The organism is Pseudomonas sp. TNT3 (assembly GCF_010095445.2).
In the GTDB taxonomy this organism is placed as follows: Bacteria; Pseudomonadota; Gammaproteobacteria; order Pseudomonadales; family Pseudomonadaceae; genus Aquipseudomonas.
The window spans coordinates 37,900-57,059 of sequence record NZ_WFGV02000013.1; the positions used below are offsets into that span (position 1 = coordinate 37,900).

Annotated in this window: 12 protein-coding genes; 5 read left to right on the forward strand and 7 right to left on the reverse strand. The window is 59.1% G+C overall.

The window, feature by feature from the left end:
* Nucleotide 1 precedes the first annotated feature (1 nt).
* From GBC55_RS10530 to GBC55_RS10540, 3 genes are all read right to left on the reverse strand, one after another.
* The gene (locus GBC55_RS10530; RefSeq protein WP_162437409.1) at nucleotides 2-1,246 is read right to left on the reverse strand and encodes a hypothetical protein; all 1,245 of its coding nucleotides are present in this window, start codon (nucleotides 1,244-1,246) and stop codon (nucleotides 2-4) included.
* Nucleotides 1,243-2,448, reverse strand: a complete 1,206-nt coding sequence (locus GBC55_RS10535; RefSeq protein WP_162437410.1) for an HlyD family efflux transporter periplasmic adaptor subunit — start codon at nucleotides 2,446-2,448, stop codon at nucleotides 1,243-1,245. Before GBC55_RS10535 ends, GBC55_RS10530 begins: the two co-directional genes overlap by 4 nt.
* A 519-nt stretch (nucleotides 2,449-2,967) precedes the next feature.
* Complete coding sequence (locus GBC55_RS10540) at nucleotides 2,968-4,431, reverse strand: glyceraldehyde-3-phosphate dehydrogenase (RefSeq protein ID WP_162437411.1); 1,464 nt, start codon at nucleotides 4,429-4,431, stop codon at nucleotides 2,968-2,970.
* Nucleotides 4,432-4,794: 363 nt separating this feature from the next.
* Between GBC55_RS10540 and mfd the strand changes: the two genes are divergently transcribed.
* The 3 genes from mfd to GBC55_RS10555 are packed head-to-tail and all read left to right on the forward strand — an operon-like array spanning nucleotide 4,795 to nucleotide 11,526.
* Nucleotides 4,795-8,244, forward strand: coding sequence for a transcription-repair coupling factor (mfd, locus tag GBC55_RS10545; RefSeq protein ID WP_162437412.1), 3,450 nt, complete (start codon nucleotides 4,795-4,797; stop codon nucleotides 8,242-8,244).
* A 10-nt stretch (nucleotides 8,245-8,254) separates the two neighbouring features.
* Nucleotides 8,255-8,821, forward strand: a complete 567-nt coding sequence (locus GBC55_RS10550; RefSeq protein ID WP_162437413.1) for a CsiV family protein — start codon at nucleotides 8,255-8,257, stop codon at nucleotides 8,819-8,821.
* An 11-nt stretch (nucleotides 8,822-8,832) separates the two neighbouring features.
* Nucleotides 8,833-11,526: a DEAD/DEAH box helicase gene (locus GBC55_RS10555; RefSeq protein ID WP_162437414.1), complete on the forward strand. Its 2,694-nt coding sequence runs from the start codon at nucleotides 8,833-8,835 to the stop codon at nucleotides 11,524-11,526.
* A 336-nt stretch (nucleotides 11,527-11,862) separates the two neighbouring features.
* Here GBC55_RS10555 and GBC55_RS10560 read toward each other — a convergent pair whose 3' ends face one another.
* From GBC55_RS10560 to GBC55_RS10575, 4 genes are all read right to left on the reverse strand, one after another.
* Nucleotides 11,863-15,162 carry a DEAD/DEAH box helicase gene (locus tag GBC55_RS10560; RefSeq protein WP_162437415.1) on the reverse strand — a complete coding sequence of 1,100 codons (3,300 nt, stop codon included), beginning with the start codon at nucleotides 15,160-15,162 and terminating at the stop codon, nucleotides 11,863-11,865.
* 40 nt (nucleotides 15,163-15,202) lie between these two features.
* A complete protein-coding gene (locus tag GBC55_RS10565; RefSeq protein WP_162437416.1) occupies nucleotides 15,203-15,949 on the reverse strand; it encodes an S-methyl-5'-thioinosine phosphorylase in 747 nt (248 codons plus the stop codon).
* Nucleotides 15,950-15,961: 12 nt separating this feature from the next.
* A complete protein-coding gene (gene nagZ, locus GBC55_RS10570; protein ID WP_162437417.1) occupies nucleotides 15,962-16,972 on the reverse strand; it encodes a beta-N-acetylhexosaminidase in 1,011 nt (336 codons plus the stop codon).
* 158 nt (nucleotides 16,973-17,130) lie between these two features.
* Nucleotides 17,131-17,838 (reverse strand): TetR/AcrR family transcriptional regulator, encoded by a 708-nt coding sequence (locus GBC55_RS10575; RefSeq protein ID WP_162437418.1) that lies wholly within the window; start codon nucleotides 17,836-17,838, stop codon nucleotides 17,131-17,133.
* Between the two features lie 229 nt (nucleotides 17,839-18,067).
* Here GBC55_RS10575 and lexA point away from each other — a divergent pair, with 229 nt between their 5' ends.
* Nucleotides 18,068-18,676 (forward strand): transcriptional repressor LexA, encoded by a 609-nt coding sequence (lexA, locus tag GBC55_RS10580; RefSeq protein ID WP_046026989.1) that lies wholly within the window; start codon nucleotides 18,068-18,070, stop codon nucleotides 18,674-18,676.
* A gap of 10 nt (nucleotides 18,677-18,686) precedes the next feature.
* Nucleotides 18,687-19,160 carry an SOS-induced cell division inhibitor SulA gene (gene sulA, locus GBC55_RS10585; RefSeq protein WP_162437419.1) on the forward strand — a complete coding sequence of 158 codons (474 nt, stop codon included), beginning with the start codon at nucleotides 18,687-18,689 and terminating at the stop codon, nucleotides 19,158-19,160.

Consider the following 19,160-nt stretch of genomic DNA (forward strand, 5'->3'; position numbering starts at 1 on the left):
GTCAGTCAGCCTCTAGCGAACCAGTAAAGGGATTGACGCCGGTGGCCGCAATCGCCGCCCACGCCGTAGCGCCCAAGTGAGGCAGGTGGTAATAGAAAAAGTCGTTGGTGACGGAGTCCGGGCCTATGGCCAGTCCGGTACTGATGCGCGCTGCCGGCGTTGCGAACAGCCAGCCATTACTGGCTTCCTGGGCTAACAACACGCTCCATAACGGTTGGGCCATGTCGCTCAAGCCACTCAACTGTGCGACAGCAGCAGCCTGCGCGGTGCCTTCGGTCCACAAACCATCGGGGTCGCGGTTGAAGCCATAACCTTCGCCAGCACGGTGTGCGTGATCGATAAATGCGAACACCCGACGCCAATCCTTGGGCGGATCGTGCAAGGCAATCAGCGGCCAGATCTGTGCGTCCAGCCCCGAGCGGATGCGGTCGGATGTCTGCCCATCCTCCCCGGTGCCGATCAGAAACCGCCCTTCTTTCGAGTCCCACTGGCTTGAGACAAATTGCCGGGCGATCTGCGCCTGTTGCGCCGACACTTGGTCTGGCGCCACCGCATTGAGTGCCGACCAGGCGGCGGCCAGGTCGACATTGTGCTCGGTGGACTTCCAGTTCTGCTGCACCTGCTGGGCAAAGTAACCGTAATAGCCGCCGCTGAAGCCGGCTGGCGATTGCCCGTCGTAGGTGTTTTTCTGCGACCACTGCAGGACTTTGCGTGCGGCCTCGAGGTAAGGCGCCTCCCCGCTCTGACGAAAAGCCTCCAACAACGCCAACGCGGCCCACGCCTGATTGCCCGTGGCACTGCTGACCTGATAGGCATCCTGATTCCAGGCGTTACGTTCAGTGCTCCAATAGCCCGGCAACTTCATCGACGGTGCACCCACCGGGCCGGCGGCGTAGGCGTTGCGCAGGCGGCCGTCCTGATATTCGGGATCGTGATTTGTCGCGAACGCCAGGGCATCGGCTATCCGTCGCGCTGACACCGCTTTGCCACAGGCGAACAACGCGATGCTCGCCAAGGCGTTGTCGTAGGTGAAGGCGACACCGCGCAGGGCCAGGATCGGTGAAGGTTGCCCCTCCAGTGGCGGATAGCTGGCCAACAACACCGGGCCTTCAGGTTGTGAAGCCACCGCCCGATCCAGCGCCGCGCAGGTCATCGCCACCAGTTGCGGCCGAGCCTGCGCCGCCAGTGCGGACGCCCCGCTGCTGATCAGCATCACGCCGACCATTCCCTTCAGGAGGTTATTCATCGCCGCGACACCTCGGCACTGGCCCACAACCCCGGGTTGCAGGTCATGGCTCGCTGGGTGTCCGTCAGGTCCGAAGCAAAGGTCCCGACCACGTACACCGAGTTTTGCTCGGCATAGGGGAACGGCACGCTGTAGGTGTTGGCGCGGATGTCCGACGTGCTCGACAACAACTGCACCACACTGGCCTTGAGAGGTTCATCCAGGCCGCGGATCTTCACCGTCAGCACACTGTCACGGTCGATCTTGCTGGCCATGCGTTCGGGAAACACCGCGATCACGTAGCTCTGTCCGCAATCAGTGGCGCGCAACAAGGTCGACCCGGCCTGCACCAGCGTGCCTTGGGGTGCCAACAACTCCTGGACGGTACCCGGCGAGTACGCCACGACGTCATAACCGGCCATCAGCCTGACCCGATTTTGCTCGGTTTCGATCAGTTGGTTGAGGTTGTCGAGTTCCTGTTGATAGGTCGCCCGATTGCGCGCCTGATTCTCGAGACTGAGCTTGAGCGTGGTCATTTGTGCACTGAGGTCGAACATCCTCAATTGATCCGGATCGAGGTAGACCTGCTTGTTGGCAGCGCTGACGTCACCATCGTTGATCCGCAACTGCGAGCGAACCGACTCGGCCGCGCCTTGCAACGAGGCCAACTGGGCTTTGGATGACGCGACCACCGCGCCACTCACTGCCCCCTGCACAAACAACTCCAGATTGCGTTCGACGGTTTCCTGGGCATCCATCAACCGAGCGCTGGCAGCGCTGTTCTCGGCTTTCAGGGCTCTTTGGGTGAACAGCTGGCGGGTATGAAACGCCGTCTGGTACTGCTGGCTGGTCTTTTCCAGCGCCTCGTAATACCGCTGATCGTGCTCGGCCTGACTCGCCGACGAGGACAGCTGCTGCTCAAGGGTCAATCGTCGCGTTTGCAAGGTGAGCAATGTTTCCTGGTTTGCCCGAGGGTTTTCCACGACCGCGATTTTCTGTCCCTGCACAAAGGTCGCACCGGGTTTGACCTCCAGCGTGCTCACCACACCGTCAATCGGTGTCGTGAGCAGAATCACCGGTGCATTCAAAATCGCCCGCGTTGCGGAAGCTGAAACCAAAGGCATCAACAACGTCGACAACAACAGCCAGATGATGAATCCAAGAACGCCCAGACCCACCAGGCGCGGTAACAATGACAATAGCTTTGAGCGCTCTTCAGCCATGTTCAACTCTCCCGATAGACCAACCGCGTAAAAGTCAAGCAATAGCAGGCCGTGACTGCGAAACACTTTTGGCAGGGTGAGCGAAAAACAAAGAGACTTTATGGACGGCAACTAAGCCGACACTTTCTTATCAGGATTTATTTGATGTGAGCAGGAATGGGATTCCTGTCTTGCTGGAGAGATACACGACAGCGCAGTGACGGTAAAAGCGTGTGTTGCCCGAGGCAGAGCGGGCGCCGACAGGGAAGACACTAGATTCAGTGTTATAGAGTGTCAAGCATTTGTGCAGAGCAATTAAATGGCGCCAAATATATAGCGATTTTCGGATTGGATCCGCTTGGATCATCCACACGCGTTTGCGCGACAACTGTTTATTTTTATTAGGGGTTTTTATTTTTAGTACTGAAATAAACTTTGTATCGAGTTCGAGACAATCATTAATTTCAAAACAAACAGATTAAAACGTTATAAAAAAAACGCCCCGACAAGTGCCGGGGCGTTTTCATTTACCTGTGACGCTTAGCGTGGGAACGCTGGCGGGTTTACACCGGCCATGTCTTCCATCACGCGAACAACCTGGCAGCTGTAGCCAAACTCGTTGTCGTACCAAACGTACAGTACAACGCGGTTGTCCTGGCTGATGGTCGCTTCAGCATCCACAACGCCTGCGTGGCGCGAGCCAACGAAGTCAGTGGAAACCACTTCCTGCGAATTGACGTAGTCGATCTGCTTATGCAGATCGGAGTGCAGCGCCATGTAGCGCAGGTACTCGTTCATCTCTTCGCGGGTAGCGGCTTTCTCAAGGTTCAGGTTGAGAATGGCCATCGACACGTTAGGCGTCGGAACGCGGATCGCGTTACCGGTCAGCTTGCCGGCCAGCTCAGGCAATGCCTTGGCAGCAGCGGTAGCAGCACCGGTCTCGGTGATCACCATGTTCAACGCGGCGCTACGACCACGGCGATCGCCTTTGTGGAAGTTGTCGATCAGGTTCTGGTCGTTGGTGTACGAGTGAACCGTTTCAACGTGACCGTTGATGATGCCGAACTTGTCGTTCACAGCTTTCAGCACCGGCACGATGGCGTTGGTGGTGCAGGAAGCGGCGGAAACGATCTTGTCGTCAGCGGTGATTTCGCCGTGGTTAATGCCGTGAACGATGTTCTTCAGCTTGCCTTTGCCAGGCGCGGTCAGAACAACGCGGTCGATACCCGGGCAGGCCAGATGCTGGCCCAGGCCGTCGGCGTCACGCCATACACCGGTGTTGTCCACCAGCAGCGCGTCTTTGATGCCGTACTGGGTGTAGTCCACTTCAGTCGGGTTCTTCGCGTAGATAACCTGGATCAGGTTGCCGTTGGCGGTGATGGTGCTGTTGGCTTCATCGATGGTGATGGTGCCGTCGAACGGACCATGAACCGAGTCACGACGCAGCAGGCTTGCACGCTTGACCAGATCGTTCTCGGCGCCCTTGCGGACAACGATGGCGCGCAGACGCAGGCCGTCGCCACCACCGGTTTTCTCGATCAGGATACGCGCCAGCAGACGGCCGATACGACCGAAGCCGTAAAGAACAACATCGGTGCCTTTGCGAGCGGAAGCGTTTTGCTGACCAACGACGTCGGCCAGTTCTTCACGGACGAACTGCTCGGCAGTACGGCCATTGCCTTCGGCCTTGAACTTGACCGCAAGCTTGCCCAGGTCTACCGAAGCGGCGCCGAGCTTGAGCTCGCTCATCGCTTTGAGCAGCGGGAATGTTTCGTGGACGGACAATTCGCTGTCATCGGACTGACGATGACGAGCAAAGCGGTGAGCTTTGAGAATCGCAATGACTGAACGATTGATCAGGCTGCGGCCATAGATCGAGCTCACCACGTTGTTATTGCGGTAGAGCTGACCGATAAGCGGAATCATCGCTTCTGCGAGTGCTTCACGGTCGATCCATTCACCAAGACACTGGTCGGGCTTCTGAGTCACGGGAACCTTCCACATGTAGGGGCAGAAAAAAGGGGCTACATTATGCCGCCCCAACCGTCACGTAGCAATGCGATCCTGTCGAACGGGCCGTAACAAATTCCCATCGAAAAAAATTACGCCTCGCTCAAACCCAGTAAAACCGTGGCTTCCAGCGTTGCGTATTTTTTGGAGACAGCGCTGCCTTATCCGTAACCATCCGTAACACTCACCCATTTCGGCACTACATAATCCCTAAAAAACTGCAAAAAACAGCCGGTTTTTGTCTTTACCACTACATTTCGCCAAACCTGCGTAATAGACGCAGTCTTCAACTGACAGGCGGCACCCGGGACCGCTACAATTACCGACTTTGTCGCAACGCTTGGAGCTCAACCTTCCGTGCCCGTTCTGCGTCTACCGATTCTCCCTGCTGCGGCAGGTAAACAGCATTGGGGCAATCTGCCCGGTGCCGCCCTGAGCCTGGCCATCGCCGAGGCTGCCAGCGCTGCCAAGCGCTTTACCCTGCTGCTGACCGCCGACAGCCAAAGTGCCGAACGGCTGGAACAGGAGCTGAGTTTCTTCGCCCCGGACTTGCCAGTGCTGCATTTCCCGGACTGGGAAACCCTGCCTTACGATCTGTTTTCGCCGCACCAGGACATCATTTCCCAGCGCATCGCTGCCTTGTACAGGCTGCCGGAGCTGAGTCATGGCGTGCTCGTCGTGCCAATCACCACGGCCCTGCATCGCCTGGCACCCACCAAATTCCTGCTGGGCTGCAGCCTTGTTCTGGACGTCGGCCAAAAGCTGGATGTCGAACAAATGCGCACCCGGCTCGAGGCCAGCGGTTATCGCTATGTCGATACGGTGTACGAGCACGGCGAATTCACCGTACGCGGCTCGCTGATCGATCTGTTTCCGATGGGCAGCAAGCTGCCCTTCCGCATCGACCTGTTCGATGACGAAATCGAAACCCTGCGCACTTTCGATCCGGAGAACCAGCGTTCCATTGACAAGGTGGACACCGTCCGCCTGTTGCCGGCCCGCGAATTCCCGCTGCAGAAAGATGCCGTCACTCGCTTCAAGGCGCGTTTTCGTGAGCGCTTCGATGTCGACTTCCGTCGCTGCCCCATCTTTCAGGATCTGAGCAGCGGGATTACGCCGGCCGGTATCGAGTACTACCTGCCGCTGTTCTTTGACGAAACCTCAACCTTGTTCGATTACCTGCCACAGGACACCCAGGTGTTCTCCCTGCCAGGCATCGAGCAAGCCGCGGAAAACTTCTGGAACGATGTGCGCAATCGCTATGAAGAGCGACGCGTCGATCCGGCGCGTCCTTTATTACCGCCCGCCGAGTTGTTCCTGCCGGTGGAAGATTGCTTCGCACGCCTCAAGAGCTGGCCGCGCGTAGTTGCCAGCCAGCAAGACATTGAGACCGGCGTCGGCCGCGAGCGCTTTCCGGCGCGCGAATTGCCCAACCTGGCCATCGAAGCCAAGGCCACTCAGCCATTGGCGGCGCTGGCCGGTTTCCTCGACGAGTTCCCCGGCCGCGTGTTGTTTACCGCCGAGTCTGCGGGTCGTCGCGAAGTGCTGCTGGAATTGCTCGAACGCCTGAAGCTGCGACCGAAGACCGTCGACAGCTGGCCCGATTTCGTCGCAAGCAAAGAACGCCTGTCGATTACCATTGCGCCGCTCGACGAAGGCCTGGTGCTCGACAATCCAGCCTTGGCGCTGGTGGCGGAAAGCCCGCTGTTTGGCCAGCGCGTGATGCAGCGCCGTCGTCGCGAAAAGCGCGCCGATGCCAACAACGATGCCGTTATCAAGAACCTCACCGAGCTGCGCGAAGGCGCGCCGGTGGTGCACATCGATCACGGCGTGGGCCGCTACCTCGGGTTGGCGACACTGGAGATCGATGACCAGGCGGCAGAATTCCTCACGCTGCAGTACGCCGAAGGCGCGAAGCTGTATGTGCCGGTCGCCAACCTGCACCTGATCGCGCGGTACACCGGCAGCGACGATGCGCTGGCCCCGCTGCACCGTCTCGGCTCCGAGACCTGGCAGAAAGCCAAACGCAAAGCCGCCGAACAGGTGCGCGACGTGGCCGCCGAATTGCTCGACATTTATGCGCGCCGCGCCGCTCGCGAGGGGCACGCCTTCGAAGACCCGAAAGCCGATTACGCGACCTTCAGCGCCGGCTTCCCGTTCGAAGAAACCCCGGACCAGCAAACCACCATCGACGCCGTACGCGCCGACATGCTCGCGCCCAAGCCGATGGATCGCCTGGTCTGCGGCGACGTGGGTTTCGGCAAGACCGAAGTGGCGATGCGCGCCGCCTTCATCGCGGTGCATGGCGGTCGCCAGGTGGCGATTCTGGTGCCGACCACCCTCCTCGCCCAACAGCACTACAACAGCTTCCGCGACCGATTTGCCGACTGGCCGGTGACCGTGGAAGTGATGAGCCGCTTCAAGTCGACCAAGGAAGTGAACGCCGCCGTTGCCGACCTCGCCGAAGGCAAGATCGACATCGTGATCGGTACGCACAAGCTGTTGCAGGACGACGTCAAAATCAAAAACCTGGGGCTGGTGATCATCGACGAAGAGCACCGTTTCGGTGTCCGTCAGAAGGAACAGCTCAAGGCCCTGCGCAGCGAAGTCGACATCCTCACGCTCACCGCGACGCCGATTCCCCGGACGCTGAACATGGCCGTCTCGGGCATGCGTGACCTGTCGATCATCGCCACGCCGCCAGCGCGACGCCTGTCGGTGCGCACCTTCGTCATGGAACAAAACAAGAGCACGGTCAAAGAAGCCCTGCTGCGTGAGTTGCTGCGTGGTGGTCAGGTCTACTACCTGCACAACGACGTGAAGACCATCGAGAAGTGTGCCGCCGACCTCGCCGAACTGGTGCCGGAAGCACGGATCGGCATCGGCCACGGGCAGATGCGCGAGCGCGAACTCGAACAGGTGATGAGCGACTTCTATCATAAGCGTTTCAACGTGCTGATTGCCTCGACCATCATCGAGACCGGCATCGACGTGCCGAGCGCCAACACCATCATCATCGAGCGTGCCGACAAATTCGGCCTGGCGCAGTTGCACCAGTTGCGCGGTCGCGTCGGTCGCAGTCACCACCAGGCGTACGCCTACCTGCTGACACCGCCGCGCCAGCAAATCACGCCGGATGCGGAAAAGCGTCTGGAAGCCATCGCCAACACCCAGGATCTGGGCGCGGGCTTCGTGCTCGCTACCAATGACCTGGAAATCCGCGGCGCCGGTGAACTGCTGGGCGACGGTCAGAGCGGACAGATTCAGGCCGTCGGTTTCACGCTGTACATGGAAATGCTCGAGCGCGCGGTGAAGTCGATCCGCAAGGGCGAACAACCGAACCTGGACCAACCCCTTGGCGGCGGTCCGGAAGTCAATTTGCGGGTACCCGCGTTGATTCCCGAAGACTACCTGCCGGACGTTCATGCCCGGCTGATTCTCTACAAGCGCATAGCCTCGGCCACCGATGAGGAAGGCCTCAAGGACCTGCAAGTGGAGATGATCGACCGCTTCGGCCTGTTGCCGGAACCGACCAAGAACCTGATGCGCATCACCGCGCTGAAGTTGCAGGCGGAATTGCTCGGCATCAAGAAAGTCGATGGAGGCCCGCAAGGCGGCCGCATCGAGTTCGCCGCGCAGACGCCGGTCGACCCGCTGACACTGATCAAACTGATCCAGGGCCAGCCAAAACGCTACAAGTTCGAAGGCGCCACGATGTTCAAATTCATGGTCCCGATGGAGCGCCCGGAAGAGCGCTTTAATACTGTAGAGGCGCTGCTTGAATGCCTCATTCCGAAAACTGCTTGAAGGACGCCGCATGCGCCTGTTTCGCTCACTGACCTTGTTGATGACCCTGGTCACACCCACGGCGTTTGCCGACGATCTGTATCAGGTCGAAATGATTCTGGTCCGGCAAAATGCCGTGCCGGCCATCGTCAGCCGTGCGGCACCGGAAGACTGGGCCGCCGGTGCACAACGCGTCAGCCCCGACAGCCTGCGCACACCGACGTTGAACGGTGAAGTAGAGAAACTCACCGCCAGCAACGATTACACGGTGCTTTTGCATAAGGCCTGGCAGCAGACCCTTGGCGAAGAAGCCAGCAAAATCGCGATCAGCGACGGCGCGGAGCAGTTTGGTCAATTCCCGATCGAGGGCACGTTGAATCTCAAACTGGGGCGCTTCACCGACGTCGACGCCGACTTCTGGGTCAACCAGATCGACGCCAACGGCCTGGTGACTGCCAGCGAACGCCTCAAGCAGGAAAGCCATACCAAGAACGGTCAGCTAAACTTTCTCGACAACGGCCACCTCGGCCTGCTGATCAAAATCACTTCGTTGACCGCCCCTGCACCTCGGCCAGTCCCCGATGAAATTCCGGACTGATTGAAGTCTTTATGCCCCCGACCCTGAGCAAACCCCTGGCACCTTCCTGGGTCAGTCGATTCAAGGAACAGAGCCTGGAGCGCGGCCGTCGCTATGCGCTGGAAAATCGCGTCAGGTTCGTCGAGGTCGGCGACGCTACGATTGTCGCCGCGTGCGAAGGCTCAGGCGGCAACGTCTACCGTCAGACGATTCGTCTGCGCGAGTCGGCAAAATCCACGCTGCTGATGGTCGACGCCACGTGCAGTTGCCCTGTGCGCAACAACTGCAAGCACTGCGCCGCCGTGCTGCTGCAAGTGCAGGAAACCCTCGCGTACCCTGCCGCCGCCAAGGATGCCGAGCTGCTGGAAAAACTCTCCGCCGTGCTGGAAAACCGCAGCCCGAAAGCATCGCCACAGGTGCTGGTGGATGACGTGCAGCCGGTGCCGCGCCTGTGGCTGGCGAGCATCGAGTTCAGCGCCTTCGAACCGCGCAACGGCAAGATGCAGCGCTATATCCAGCACCGTGCAGCGCTGTCTTTCAACTATCTGGACGAATACGTTTCCGGACAGAAGAACGCCGACGTACTGATTCGCCAGGAAACCCAAACGCTGCGGATAAAACGCCACCCGGAAGTGGAACAGTCCTACAGGGAACAACTGCGAATTCTCGGCTTCAAGATTGCCACTCGGCAAAGCAAAGCCCTGCCGGAAAGCGCCGGCGAACTCTTCGAGATGGTCAACGACAGTGCCTGGCTGACCTTCACGCTCAACGAGTTGCCGAAACTGCGCAGCCAAGGTTGGGAGTTGCAGATCGATGAGGATTTCGGTTTTGACCTCACCGCCGTGGATGATTGGTACGCCACCGTCGATCAGGCGCCTGAGCGGGACTGGTTCGATCTGGAGCTCGGCATCATCGTCAACGGCGAGCGCCTGAGCCTGCTGCCGATCCTGTTGAACCTGATGCGCTCACACACCGAAATTCTCAATCCGGAACGCCTCGCCCGCCGTCGCGACGACGAACTGATTCTGGTGAACATTCCCAATCGACCGAATTCCGAGTACGGGCCTTTGCAGGTCGCCCTGCCCTTCGGCCGGCTGAAACCGGTGCTGGCCACCCTCGGCGAGTTTTACCTGCAAGAGCCGGGCGAAACCACGCTGCGCCTGAGCAAGGCCGACGCCACACGATTGAACCCCCTGGAAGGCATGCCGCTGATCTGGGAAGGTGGCGAGCACATTCGCTCCTTCGCCCAACGCCTGCGTGACATCAAGGATTTCACCGCCACCGCACCTGAAGGGTTGAACGCGACCTTGCGCCCCTACCAACTCGAAGGCCTGAGCTGGATGCAGTCGCTGCGCCAACTGGAAGTCGGCGGAATTCTCGCGGACGACATGGGGCTGGGCAAAACCCTACAGACGCTGGCGCACGTTCTCAGTGAGAAAAATGCCGGCCGCCTCGATCGTCCCTGCATGGTGGTGATGCCCACCAGTCTGATTCCGAACTGGCTGGACGAGGCGGCGCATTTCACGCCCCAGCTCAAGGTGTTGGCGCTGTACGGTGCCAGTCGCAGAAAACATTTCGACACCCTGGCCGATTACGACCTGATCCTGACGACGTATGCGCTGCTGCCCAAAGACGTCGAACGCCTGTCCGCGCAGCCCTTGCATGTATTGGTGCTGGATGAGGCGCAATACATCAAGAACCCCAACAGCAAAGCCGCCCAGGCCGCCCGCGAGTTGAACGCGCGCCAGCGTCTGTGCCTGAGTGGGACGCCTCTGGAAAACCACCTCGGCGAGCTGTGGTCGCTGTTTCACTTCCTGCTGCCCGGCTGGCTGGGCGACATCAAGAGTTTCAACCGCGATTACCGCGTACCGATCGAAAAGCGTGCCAGCGAAGTTCGGCTTCAGCACCTCAACGGTCGGATCAAGCCGTTCCTGTTGCGCAGAACCAAGGAACAGGTCGCGACAGAATTGCCGCCGAAAACCGAGATCATCCATTGGGTCGAACTCAACGAAGCACAGCGCGATGTCTACGAAGCCATGCGCCTGGCCATGGACAAGAAGGTCCGCGACGAGATCACCCGCAAAGGCGTGGCACGTAGCCAGATCATCATTCTCGAAGCGCTGCTCAAGCTGCGTCAGGTGTGTTGCGACTTGCGCCTGGTCAATGATGCCGTGCTGCCTATTCGCGGGAGCACGTCGGGGAAGCTCGACAGCTTGATGGAAATGCTCGAGGAGCTGTTCGAAGAAGGTCGGCGGATTCTGCTGTTCTCGCAGTTCACCTCAATGCTGGCGCTGATCGAAGACGAACTGAAGAAACGCGGCGTCGAATACGCGATTTTGACCGGACAAACCCGTGACCGCCGCGCGCCGGTGAAAGACTTTCAAAGCGGCAAGCGGCAGATCTTTCTGATCAGCTTGAAGGCTGGGGGTGTCGGCCTGAACCTCACCGAAGCGGACACGGTGATTCACTACGACCCGTGGTGGAACCCGGCAACCGAAAATCAGGCAACCGACCGTGCGTATCGAATAGGCCAGGAGAAACCGGTATTCGTCTACAAGATGATTGCCCGGGGCACCGTGGAAGAGAAGATTCAGCACCTGCAGAAAGAAAAGTCCGACCTGGCGGCTGGCGTGCTGGATGGACGCAGCGCCGGCGACTGGAAGCTGCAGAGTGATGATATCGAGGCGTTGTTTGCGCCGTTGCCGGAGAAGCTGGAGAAGCGCTGAGAGAGTTGGCGCCTGTCAGGCCGCCATCGCGGGCAAGCCATGCTCCCACAGATTCAGTGGTCTCTCTGTGGGAGCGTGACTTGCCTGCGATGGCATAGGCATATACACCTCTTTCAGGAGCTAGCAAACACCGTGGCGAGGGAGTTTACCCCCGCTGGGTTGCGCAGCGGCCCCAATAGGGCGGCTCCGGTCCTTCAGAAAAAACTTCGCGACCTGTTTCAGGGCTGCTACGCAGCCCAGCGGGAGTAAACTCCCTCGCCACAATTCCGGTGTGTGCTACGACGAGATGTGTAGACACTTATGCCGCGATGGGGCCATTACTCAAGCGAACTGCTCTCATGAATCGAGAGTGGGCAGCGGAGCAAACAGCGCTTCAATGTCACTCTGCTCGAGCTTCCACCCGCCGCTTGTTCCACCCTCAAGTATCGCACCGGCTAAAGCCGCTTTCTCCTGTTGCAGCGCCTGTATCTTCTCCTCCACCGTACCCCGGGCAATCATCTTGTAGACGAACACCGGCTTATCTTGCCCGATTCTGTAAGCACGGTCGGTGGCCTGGTTTTCAACAGCAGGGTTCCACCACGGATCAAAGTGGATCACGGTGTCGGCCGCTGTCAGGTTCAGACCTGTGCCACCCGCTTTCAAACTGATCAGAAACAACGGCACCTTTCCGCTCTGGAAGTCTTTGACAGGAGTACGCCGATCCGTCGTATCCCCGGTCAACAACGAGAAACCAATACCACGCTGCTGCAGTTCTTCTTCTATCAATGCGAGCATCGAAGTGAACTGCGAGAACAACAGAATCTTGCGGCCTTCCGTGAGCAACTCTTCGAGCATTTCCATCAAGCCATTCAGCTTGCCGCTACCTGCCTTTAGCGCTTTCGCAGTCAGGGACATTTTGACTAACCGCAAATCGCAACACACCTGACGCAACTTGAGTAACGCGTCGAGGATGATGATCTGACTGCGCGCAACGCCATTGCGGGTGATTTCGTCGCGGACCTTTTTGTCCATCGCCACGCGCACGGTTTCATACACGTCACGTTGTCCATCGCTGAGTTCAACCCAATGCACAATCTCGCTCTTGGGCGGTAACTCCGTGGCGACCTGTTCCTTCTTGCGCCGTAGCAGGAAGGGTTTTATCCGGGCGCTCAGGTGCTGCATCCGTTCGCTGTTGCCATGTTTCTCAATCGGTGTGCGGTAGTCGCGATTGAACGTCTTACTGTCGCCAAGCCAGCCGGGCAACAGAAAGTGAAACAGCGACCAGAGTTCGCCAAGGTGGTTTTCCAACGGGGTGCCCGATAGACACACGCGCTGCCGGGCGCTCAGATCCCGGGCCGCCTGAGCCGCTTTGCTGATCGGGTTCTTGATGTTCTGCGCCTCATCGAGAATCAGCACGCTCCAGAGTTGCGGCTGCAAAATCTCCAGATCACGTGGTAACAACGCATACGTGGTCAAGACCAGATCGTACTCGGCAAGACGGGCAAAATCCTTTTGGCGGGAAGAGCCATGCAGCGCCAGGACTTTCAGTTGCGGGGTAAAGCGTGCCGCTTCATCGAGCCAGTTGGGAATTAGGCTGGTCGGCATCACCGCCAGCGCGGGCAGGTCGAGGCGGCCTGCCTGTTTCTCCAAGAGCAAGTGAGCCAGGGTTTGCAGGGTCTTTCCCAGCCCCATGTCGTCGCCGAGGATGCCGCCGACTTCGAGCTCTCGAAGCGTCTGCAACCAGTTCAAGCCTTCGAGCTGATAGGGCCGCAGTACTGCATTCAGGCCCTCTGGAGCAGCAACGTTGCTTTGAGTGGAGTCGCGCAAACGTTTCGCGAAACTGCGTAACCGCTCACCGCCTTGCCACACCAACGGCAGGCCATCAAGCGCGCTCAAGCGTGCCGCATCAGGGCCATTCAAGCGCAGGGAATGACCGCTGTTCACACCTAAATACAACTCGCTGAGCGTCGCCATCAACGGCTTGATCCGCCCGAGGGACAGTGCGACCTTGATGCCAGGTTTGGCACCGAATTGCCCACTGTTGAGATCGATCAGCACCTGATCATCATCGTCACGCAAGGCCAGATTGGCCGGCTCCATCAACTGCGGTTGCCTGCGCAACAGCTGCAGCAGGATAGGCAGCAAACTGTGCCGCTCACCGTTGACGACGATGCCCAATTGAAGATCGAACCACTCGCGCCCGGGAGATTCTTCAACATCGGCATACCATTCATCTACTGGCTGTAAATTGAAATGAAAGCTGTCGGTGATGCTGATCTGCCAATTGGCATCTTTGAGCGCTGGAACGCCGTTTTGCACAAAGGCAAGCCACGCCGATTCGTCTGGGAGATCGAACATCTCTCCCGCACTGTCGGGTAAGGCATCACTCTTGCGGGAGGCTTTTTTCAAGCCATGTCTCTGCAAGGCCTGGCGCAAGGCTTTTTCCGCGGCGGGCTTACGTTGAATATGCTGGGTTTCGGTGCCGGACAGGATCAGCACTTCGGAAGACTTTTTGCCCGTCGCCAAGTGACCGTTGTAAGTGAACGCCAGGGCAGCGCGATGCTCGGGTTCGTACTTCCACTTTATATAACGCCTGGTCGAGGCAAGCGTCAGTACAGGCTGGGGCTCAACGTCATCAATGAAACTGTCGGTCAATACCCGCGGCGGCGGTGCGATCTTCGTTGCTGCGCCCATTCGATGACTGAACTGCGCGGCTTGTCGACCAGGGATCGCGGGAGCCAAGGACAGATGGCACGCCAGTTTTGCATCAAACCCGGTTTCAAGCGGCCCGACCTGCATTCGCTCGCGGTCCAGGTAATACAACGGTTCCAGGGCCAGGATCGTCTCTTCCGGGACGTCTTCACTGCCCCATTGAGGCCGGAAACTGCCGTTGGCTTGTTCGGCCCAGGCGAACTGCGCCGGCCTGCTCATGCCTAAGCTCAAAGGCTGTAATTGTTCGAAATCGAGGAACAACCTATTGGTTTTCAGCGCCAACTGGAGCACTTCGGCCCCACTGCTGCCTTGCAGCGGGTAACCGCTGTAATGAGCATGGTATGAATGGATGGCGACCAGCAACCTGGCGATTCGCAGGTCCAGCTCGGTGAGATAGGCAAACTCTCGCATGAGAGCGTCTGACAGCGAGATCACCGACTGAATGTCCTGCAATCGTCCATCGCTCAGCTGACGAGCCTTGCAGATTTCCAGCAGCCATTTGCCCGAGGTCGACGTCGCCTTGAGCTTGTACACCCAACAAGTGCCGGCGCCTTTAGTGACCCCGTCGCGATCGTCATCGGGAATACCGTCGAGCCAACGCTCCAGCTCACGGTTCAGGCGAACAGGCGCAGTGCTGTCGGGCGCATCAACGGCGAGCGTCTGCAAGTGGTAAATCACTGTCGCGCAATGCTTGCAATCGACCCCTACAGGACAAGTACAGGAGCAATGCAGCGCAAATGCACCGTTCGGCATTTCCAGCAGCTCGATGGACTGCTGGTAAACATGACCTTGGGAACCTCTGCAATCGGCGCTGACCGACACATCGTCAAGGTCGCCAATGTGAACCCGATGTTCGTGGGCATACCGGCGCGCTTTATCCAGCGCGCGATGACTGAATTCTTCTTCCCACGGAATGTGCTGAATTTGCTCGATAATGGCCGACATTAAATCAACGCTTCTGAATATGACTGAACGGTAACGGACATCAAACCGCCTGACCTTTAAGCACCCGCGCCAACGTCGACTGAACCTTCCCCATCCCGTCCCGCAATGCCTGCTCGATATCGGCCATGCTGATTATCGCCGCCGACTTCCCCGCTGCCGGGTTCACCACCAGTGCGAGACAGGCGTAATCCAGATCCAGCTCCCGAGCCAATGCCGCTTCCGGCATGCCGGTCATTCCGACGATATCGCAGCCATCACGCGCAAGCTTTGCAATTTCGGCGATTGTTTCCAGGCGCGGCCCCTGAGTGCAGGCGTACACACCTTGACTGCTGTGGTCGACACATTCAGCCGCCAACGCCGCAATCAATTGCTGACGCAACGTTTCGCTGTAGGGAGAGCTGAAGTCGATGTGCGTGACCTGTTCCAGATCATCAGCGAAATAGGTGTGTTCGCGACCGCTCGTGTAGTCGATCAACTGATGCGGTACGCAGAAATGGCCCGTGCCCATCGAGCCATGAATCCCGCCCACTGCATTGACCGCAAGAATGGCTTCGGCTCCCGCCTGTTTCAGTGCCCAGAGGTTTGCACGGTAATTCACCTTATGCGGGGGCAAGCGATGAGGATGGCCATGACGGGCCAGAAACAACACGTCCTTGCCTGCGTACTCGCCGATCTGCACCTCGGCCGAGGGTGCGCCGTAGGGCGTGTCCACGGCCAGTGACTGACGAATGCTCAGGCCTTCAAGTTGCCTCAGTCCGGTACCACCGATAATTGCGTAAACCGTCATAGCGAAACGTCCTCACTCGATCAGTTGAGCCTCTTTGAGCGCGCCGACCGCTGCCAGCCAGCGCGGGTTTTGACGGTATTCAGAGTTGGCATGGGATTGGCCACGCATCCGCGCAATCCGCGGCGAAGGTTTGACCTTCAAGCGTTGCGCGGCAGTCAGGGCAAGTTCGGCGGCGGCGCGATCGTTGCACACCAGGCCCATGTCGCATCCGGCGGTCAGTGCGGCTTCAATTCTGCTCGCCGCGTCGCCGACCACGTGGGCACCGGCCATGGACAGGTCATCGCTGAAGATCACGCCATCAAATTGCAGCTCGCCGCGCAAAATATCCTGCAACCAGCGCCGAGAGAAACCGGCGGGCTGGGAATCGACTTGCGGGTAGATCACGTGAGCTGGCATGACTGCTGCCAGTTGCTTGCTCAATTTGGCGAATGGCACCAGATCGTTGGCGCGGATTTCGTCGAGGCTGCGCTCATCGTTAGGGATGGCGACGTGGGAATCCGCTTCGGCCCAGCCATGCCCGGGGAAGTGTTTCCCGGTGGCGGCCATACCGGCGCTGTTCATCCCGCGAATAAAGGCACCGGCGAGCAGCGCCGCGCGCTCCGGATCACCTTCAAACGAACGGGTGCCCACGACGGCGCTGCGCTGGTAATCCAGGTCCAGCACCGGGGCGAAACTCAGGTCAAGGCCAACGGCGAGCACTTCGGTGGCCATGATCCAGCCGCACTGCTCGGCCAGGTACTCGGCATTCGGGTTGTCGGCAATGGCGCGCATCGCCGGCAATCGCACGAAGCCCTGACGCAGCCGTTGCACGCGCCCGCCCTCCTGGTCCACCGCCAGCAACAGGTCGGGGCGGATGCCGCGGATCGCCGCACTCAGCTCGCGGACCTGACGAGGGTGCTCGATGTTGCGGGCGAAAATGATCAGGCCACCCACTTCAGGTTGACGCAGCAACTGGCGATCTTCAGCCGTCAACCAGGTACCGGCGACGTCCACCATCAACGAGCCTTGCAGGCCAGCAGTCATAGAGATTCCTTGATAACAGTAAATCCGGCTCGCGCGAATGCGCCGCCATGGGCAAGGCCCGGCAGGTCGGCGGTATCAATGGGGAGCGGGTTCAGAACGGGAGTGGGCATGGGCGGCTAGCTTAGCGGATGTCAGCTGCCGCGCCCACCCGTGCGCGGTTAAACCTTGGCGGCAACCGGCGTCGATTTACTGCGCGGACGCAGTTGCGCAGTGGCCATGGCGGTGTCAGTGACCCCGGTTTCGGCACGCATGCCAGCGGCCAGGAACGGAACCATCAGACGCATGACCTGCTCAATGGACGTATTAACGCCGAAGTCGGTCTCGGCAATCGCGCGCAACGCTTTAATGCCCGACATGCTGAACGCAGCGGCACCGAGCATGAAGTGCACGCGCCAGAACAGTTCGATCGGCGGGATGCGCGGCGCGGCTTCGTTTACCAGCGTCATGTAGCGGCGGAACACCTTGCCGTACATGTCTTCCAGATAACGACGCAAGTGGCCCTGGCTTTGACTGAACGCCAACCCGAGTAAGCGCATGAAGATGGAGAGATCGTTGCCGCTGCGTGGCTGCACCACAAGGGCTTGCTCGACGAGGATTTCCAGCAGCTCTTCAAGCGTGGGCTTGTTCTCAGGCTTGGCCTGGCGTCGCTCCAGCTCTTTATCGAGGCTCAGGCAGAACGGCCCGAGGAACCGCGAGAAGACGGCTTGAATCAGCGCCTTCTTTGACCCGAAGTGATAGTTCACCGCTGCCAGATTGACACCGGCCTTGCTGGTGATCAGACGCAATGAGGTTTCAGCGAAACCTTTTTCCGCGAACAACTGCTCGGCTGCATCAAGAATGCGTTCAACGGTTTCCGACTGGGCCATGGCTACTCCGCCTGACAAACACTTGTTTGAAACATACGTTTCAGACTATGTATTGTCAAGCCTGTCGGTTCGTTTTGGGAATGGTCAGTCAGCTATTTAACCATACAACGGCAAAGCTTCAATCAGAGGGTAAACCGACCGTCCAGCGGCAGCTAAAAAAACGGGCATTGCCAAGCCCGATTCACTGTATATAATCCCAGTCACTGTATAAAAAGACAGAGCGATCAATATGCTAAAGCTGACGCCACGCCAAGCAGAGATTCTGGCCTTCATCAAACGCTGCCTCGAAGACAACGGCTACCCGCCGACCCGTGCGGAAATCGCTCAGGAACTGGGTTTCAAATCCCCCAATGCGGCGGAAGAGCACCTCAAGGCGCTGGCCCGCAAGGGTGCAATCGAAATGACGCCCGGCGCTTCACGGGGTATTCGTATCCCCGGCTTCGAAGCCAAGGCGGACGACTCCACCCTGCCGATCATTGGCCGGGTTGCTGCCGGTGCGCCGATCCTGGCCCAGCAGCACATCGAAGAGTCCTGCAACATCAACCCTGCCTTCTTCCATCCGCGCGCCGATTACCTGTTGCGCGTGCATGGCATGAGCATGAAGGACGTCGGTATTTTCGACGGTGACTTGCTGGCGGTCCACACCACCCGCGAAGCCCGCAACGGCCAGATCGTGGTCGCCCGGATCGGCGACGAAGTGACCGTCAAGCGCTTCAAGCGCGATGGCAGCAAAGTCTGGCTGATTGCCGAAAACCCTGAATTCGCCCCTATCGAAGTCAACCTGAAAGATCAGGAACTGGTGATCGAAGGCTTGAGTGTTGGCGTTATTCGCCGCTAAAGGAGGCTTTATGCAGTTCCCACACACATCACAGCAAGCCCAACTGCCGTTGTTCGAGGCGTTCATGGTGCAACCGTTGGCACCGATTCTGAAGGACGTAGTCGAGTCGCCCTGGAGCGCCGAGCCGGAAGTCTTCAGTGAGTTGTCGTTGCGTGGTGCGGCCGGGAACTGCCTCAACCTTCTCGCGCCGATCCTCAGGGAATTGAGCCAGGATCAGGATGCACGCTGGCTGACCCTGATCGCCCCGCCCGCCAGCCTGACCCAGGCCTGGTTGCGGGACGCCGGACTCAATCGCGAACGCATCCTGCTGCTGCAACCCCGTGGCACCCAAAGCGCTCAACAACTGACCTGTGAAGCGCTTCGACTGGGTCGCAGCCACACCGTTGTCAGCTGGATCAACCCGTTGAATACACCCCAACGGCAACAGTTGATCAGCGCCGCCCGCATCGGGGACGCACAAAGCCTGAACATTCGATTGGGTTAA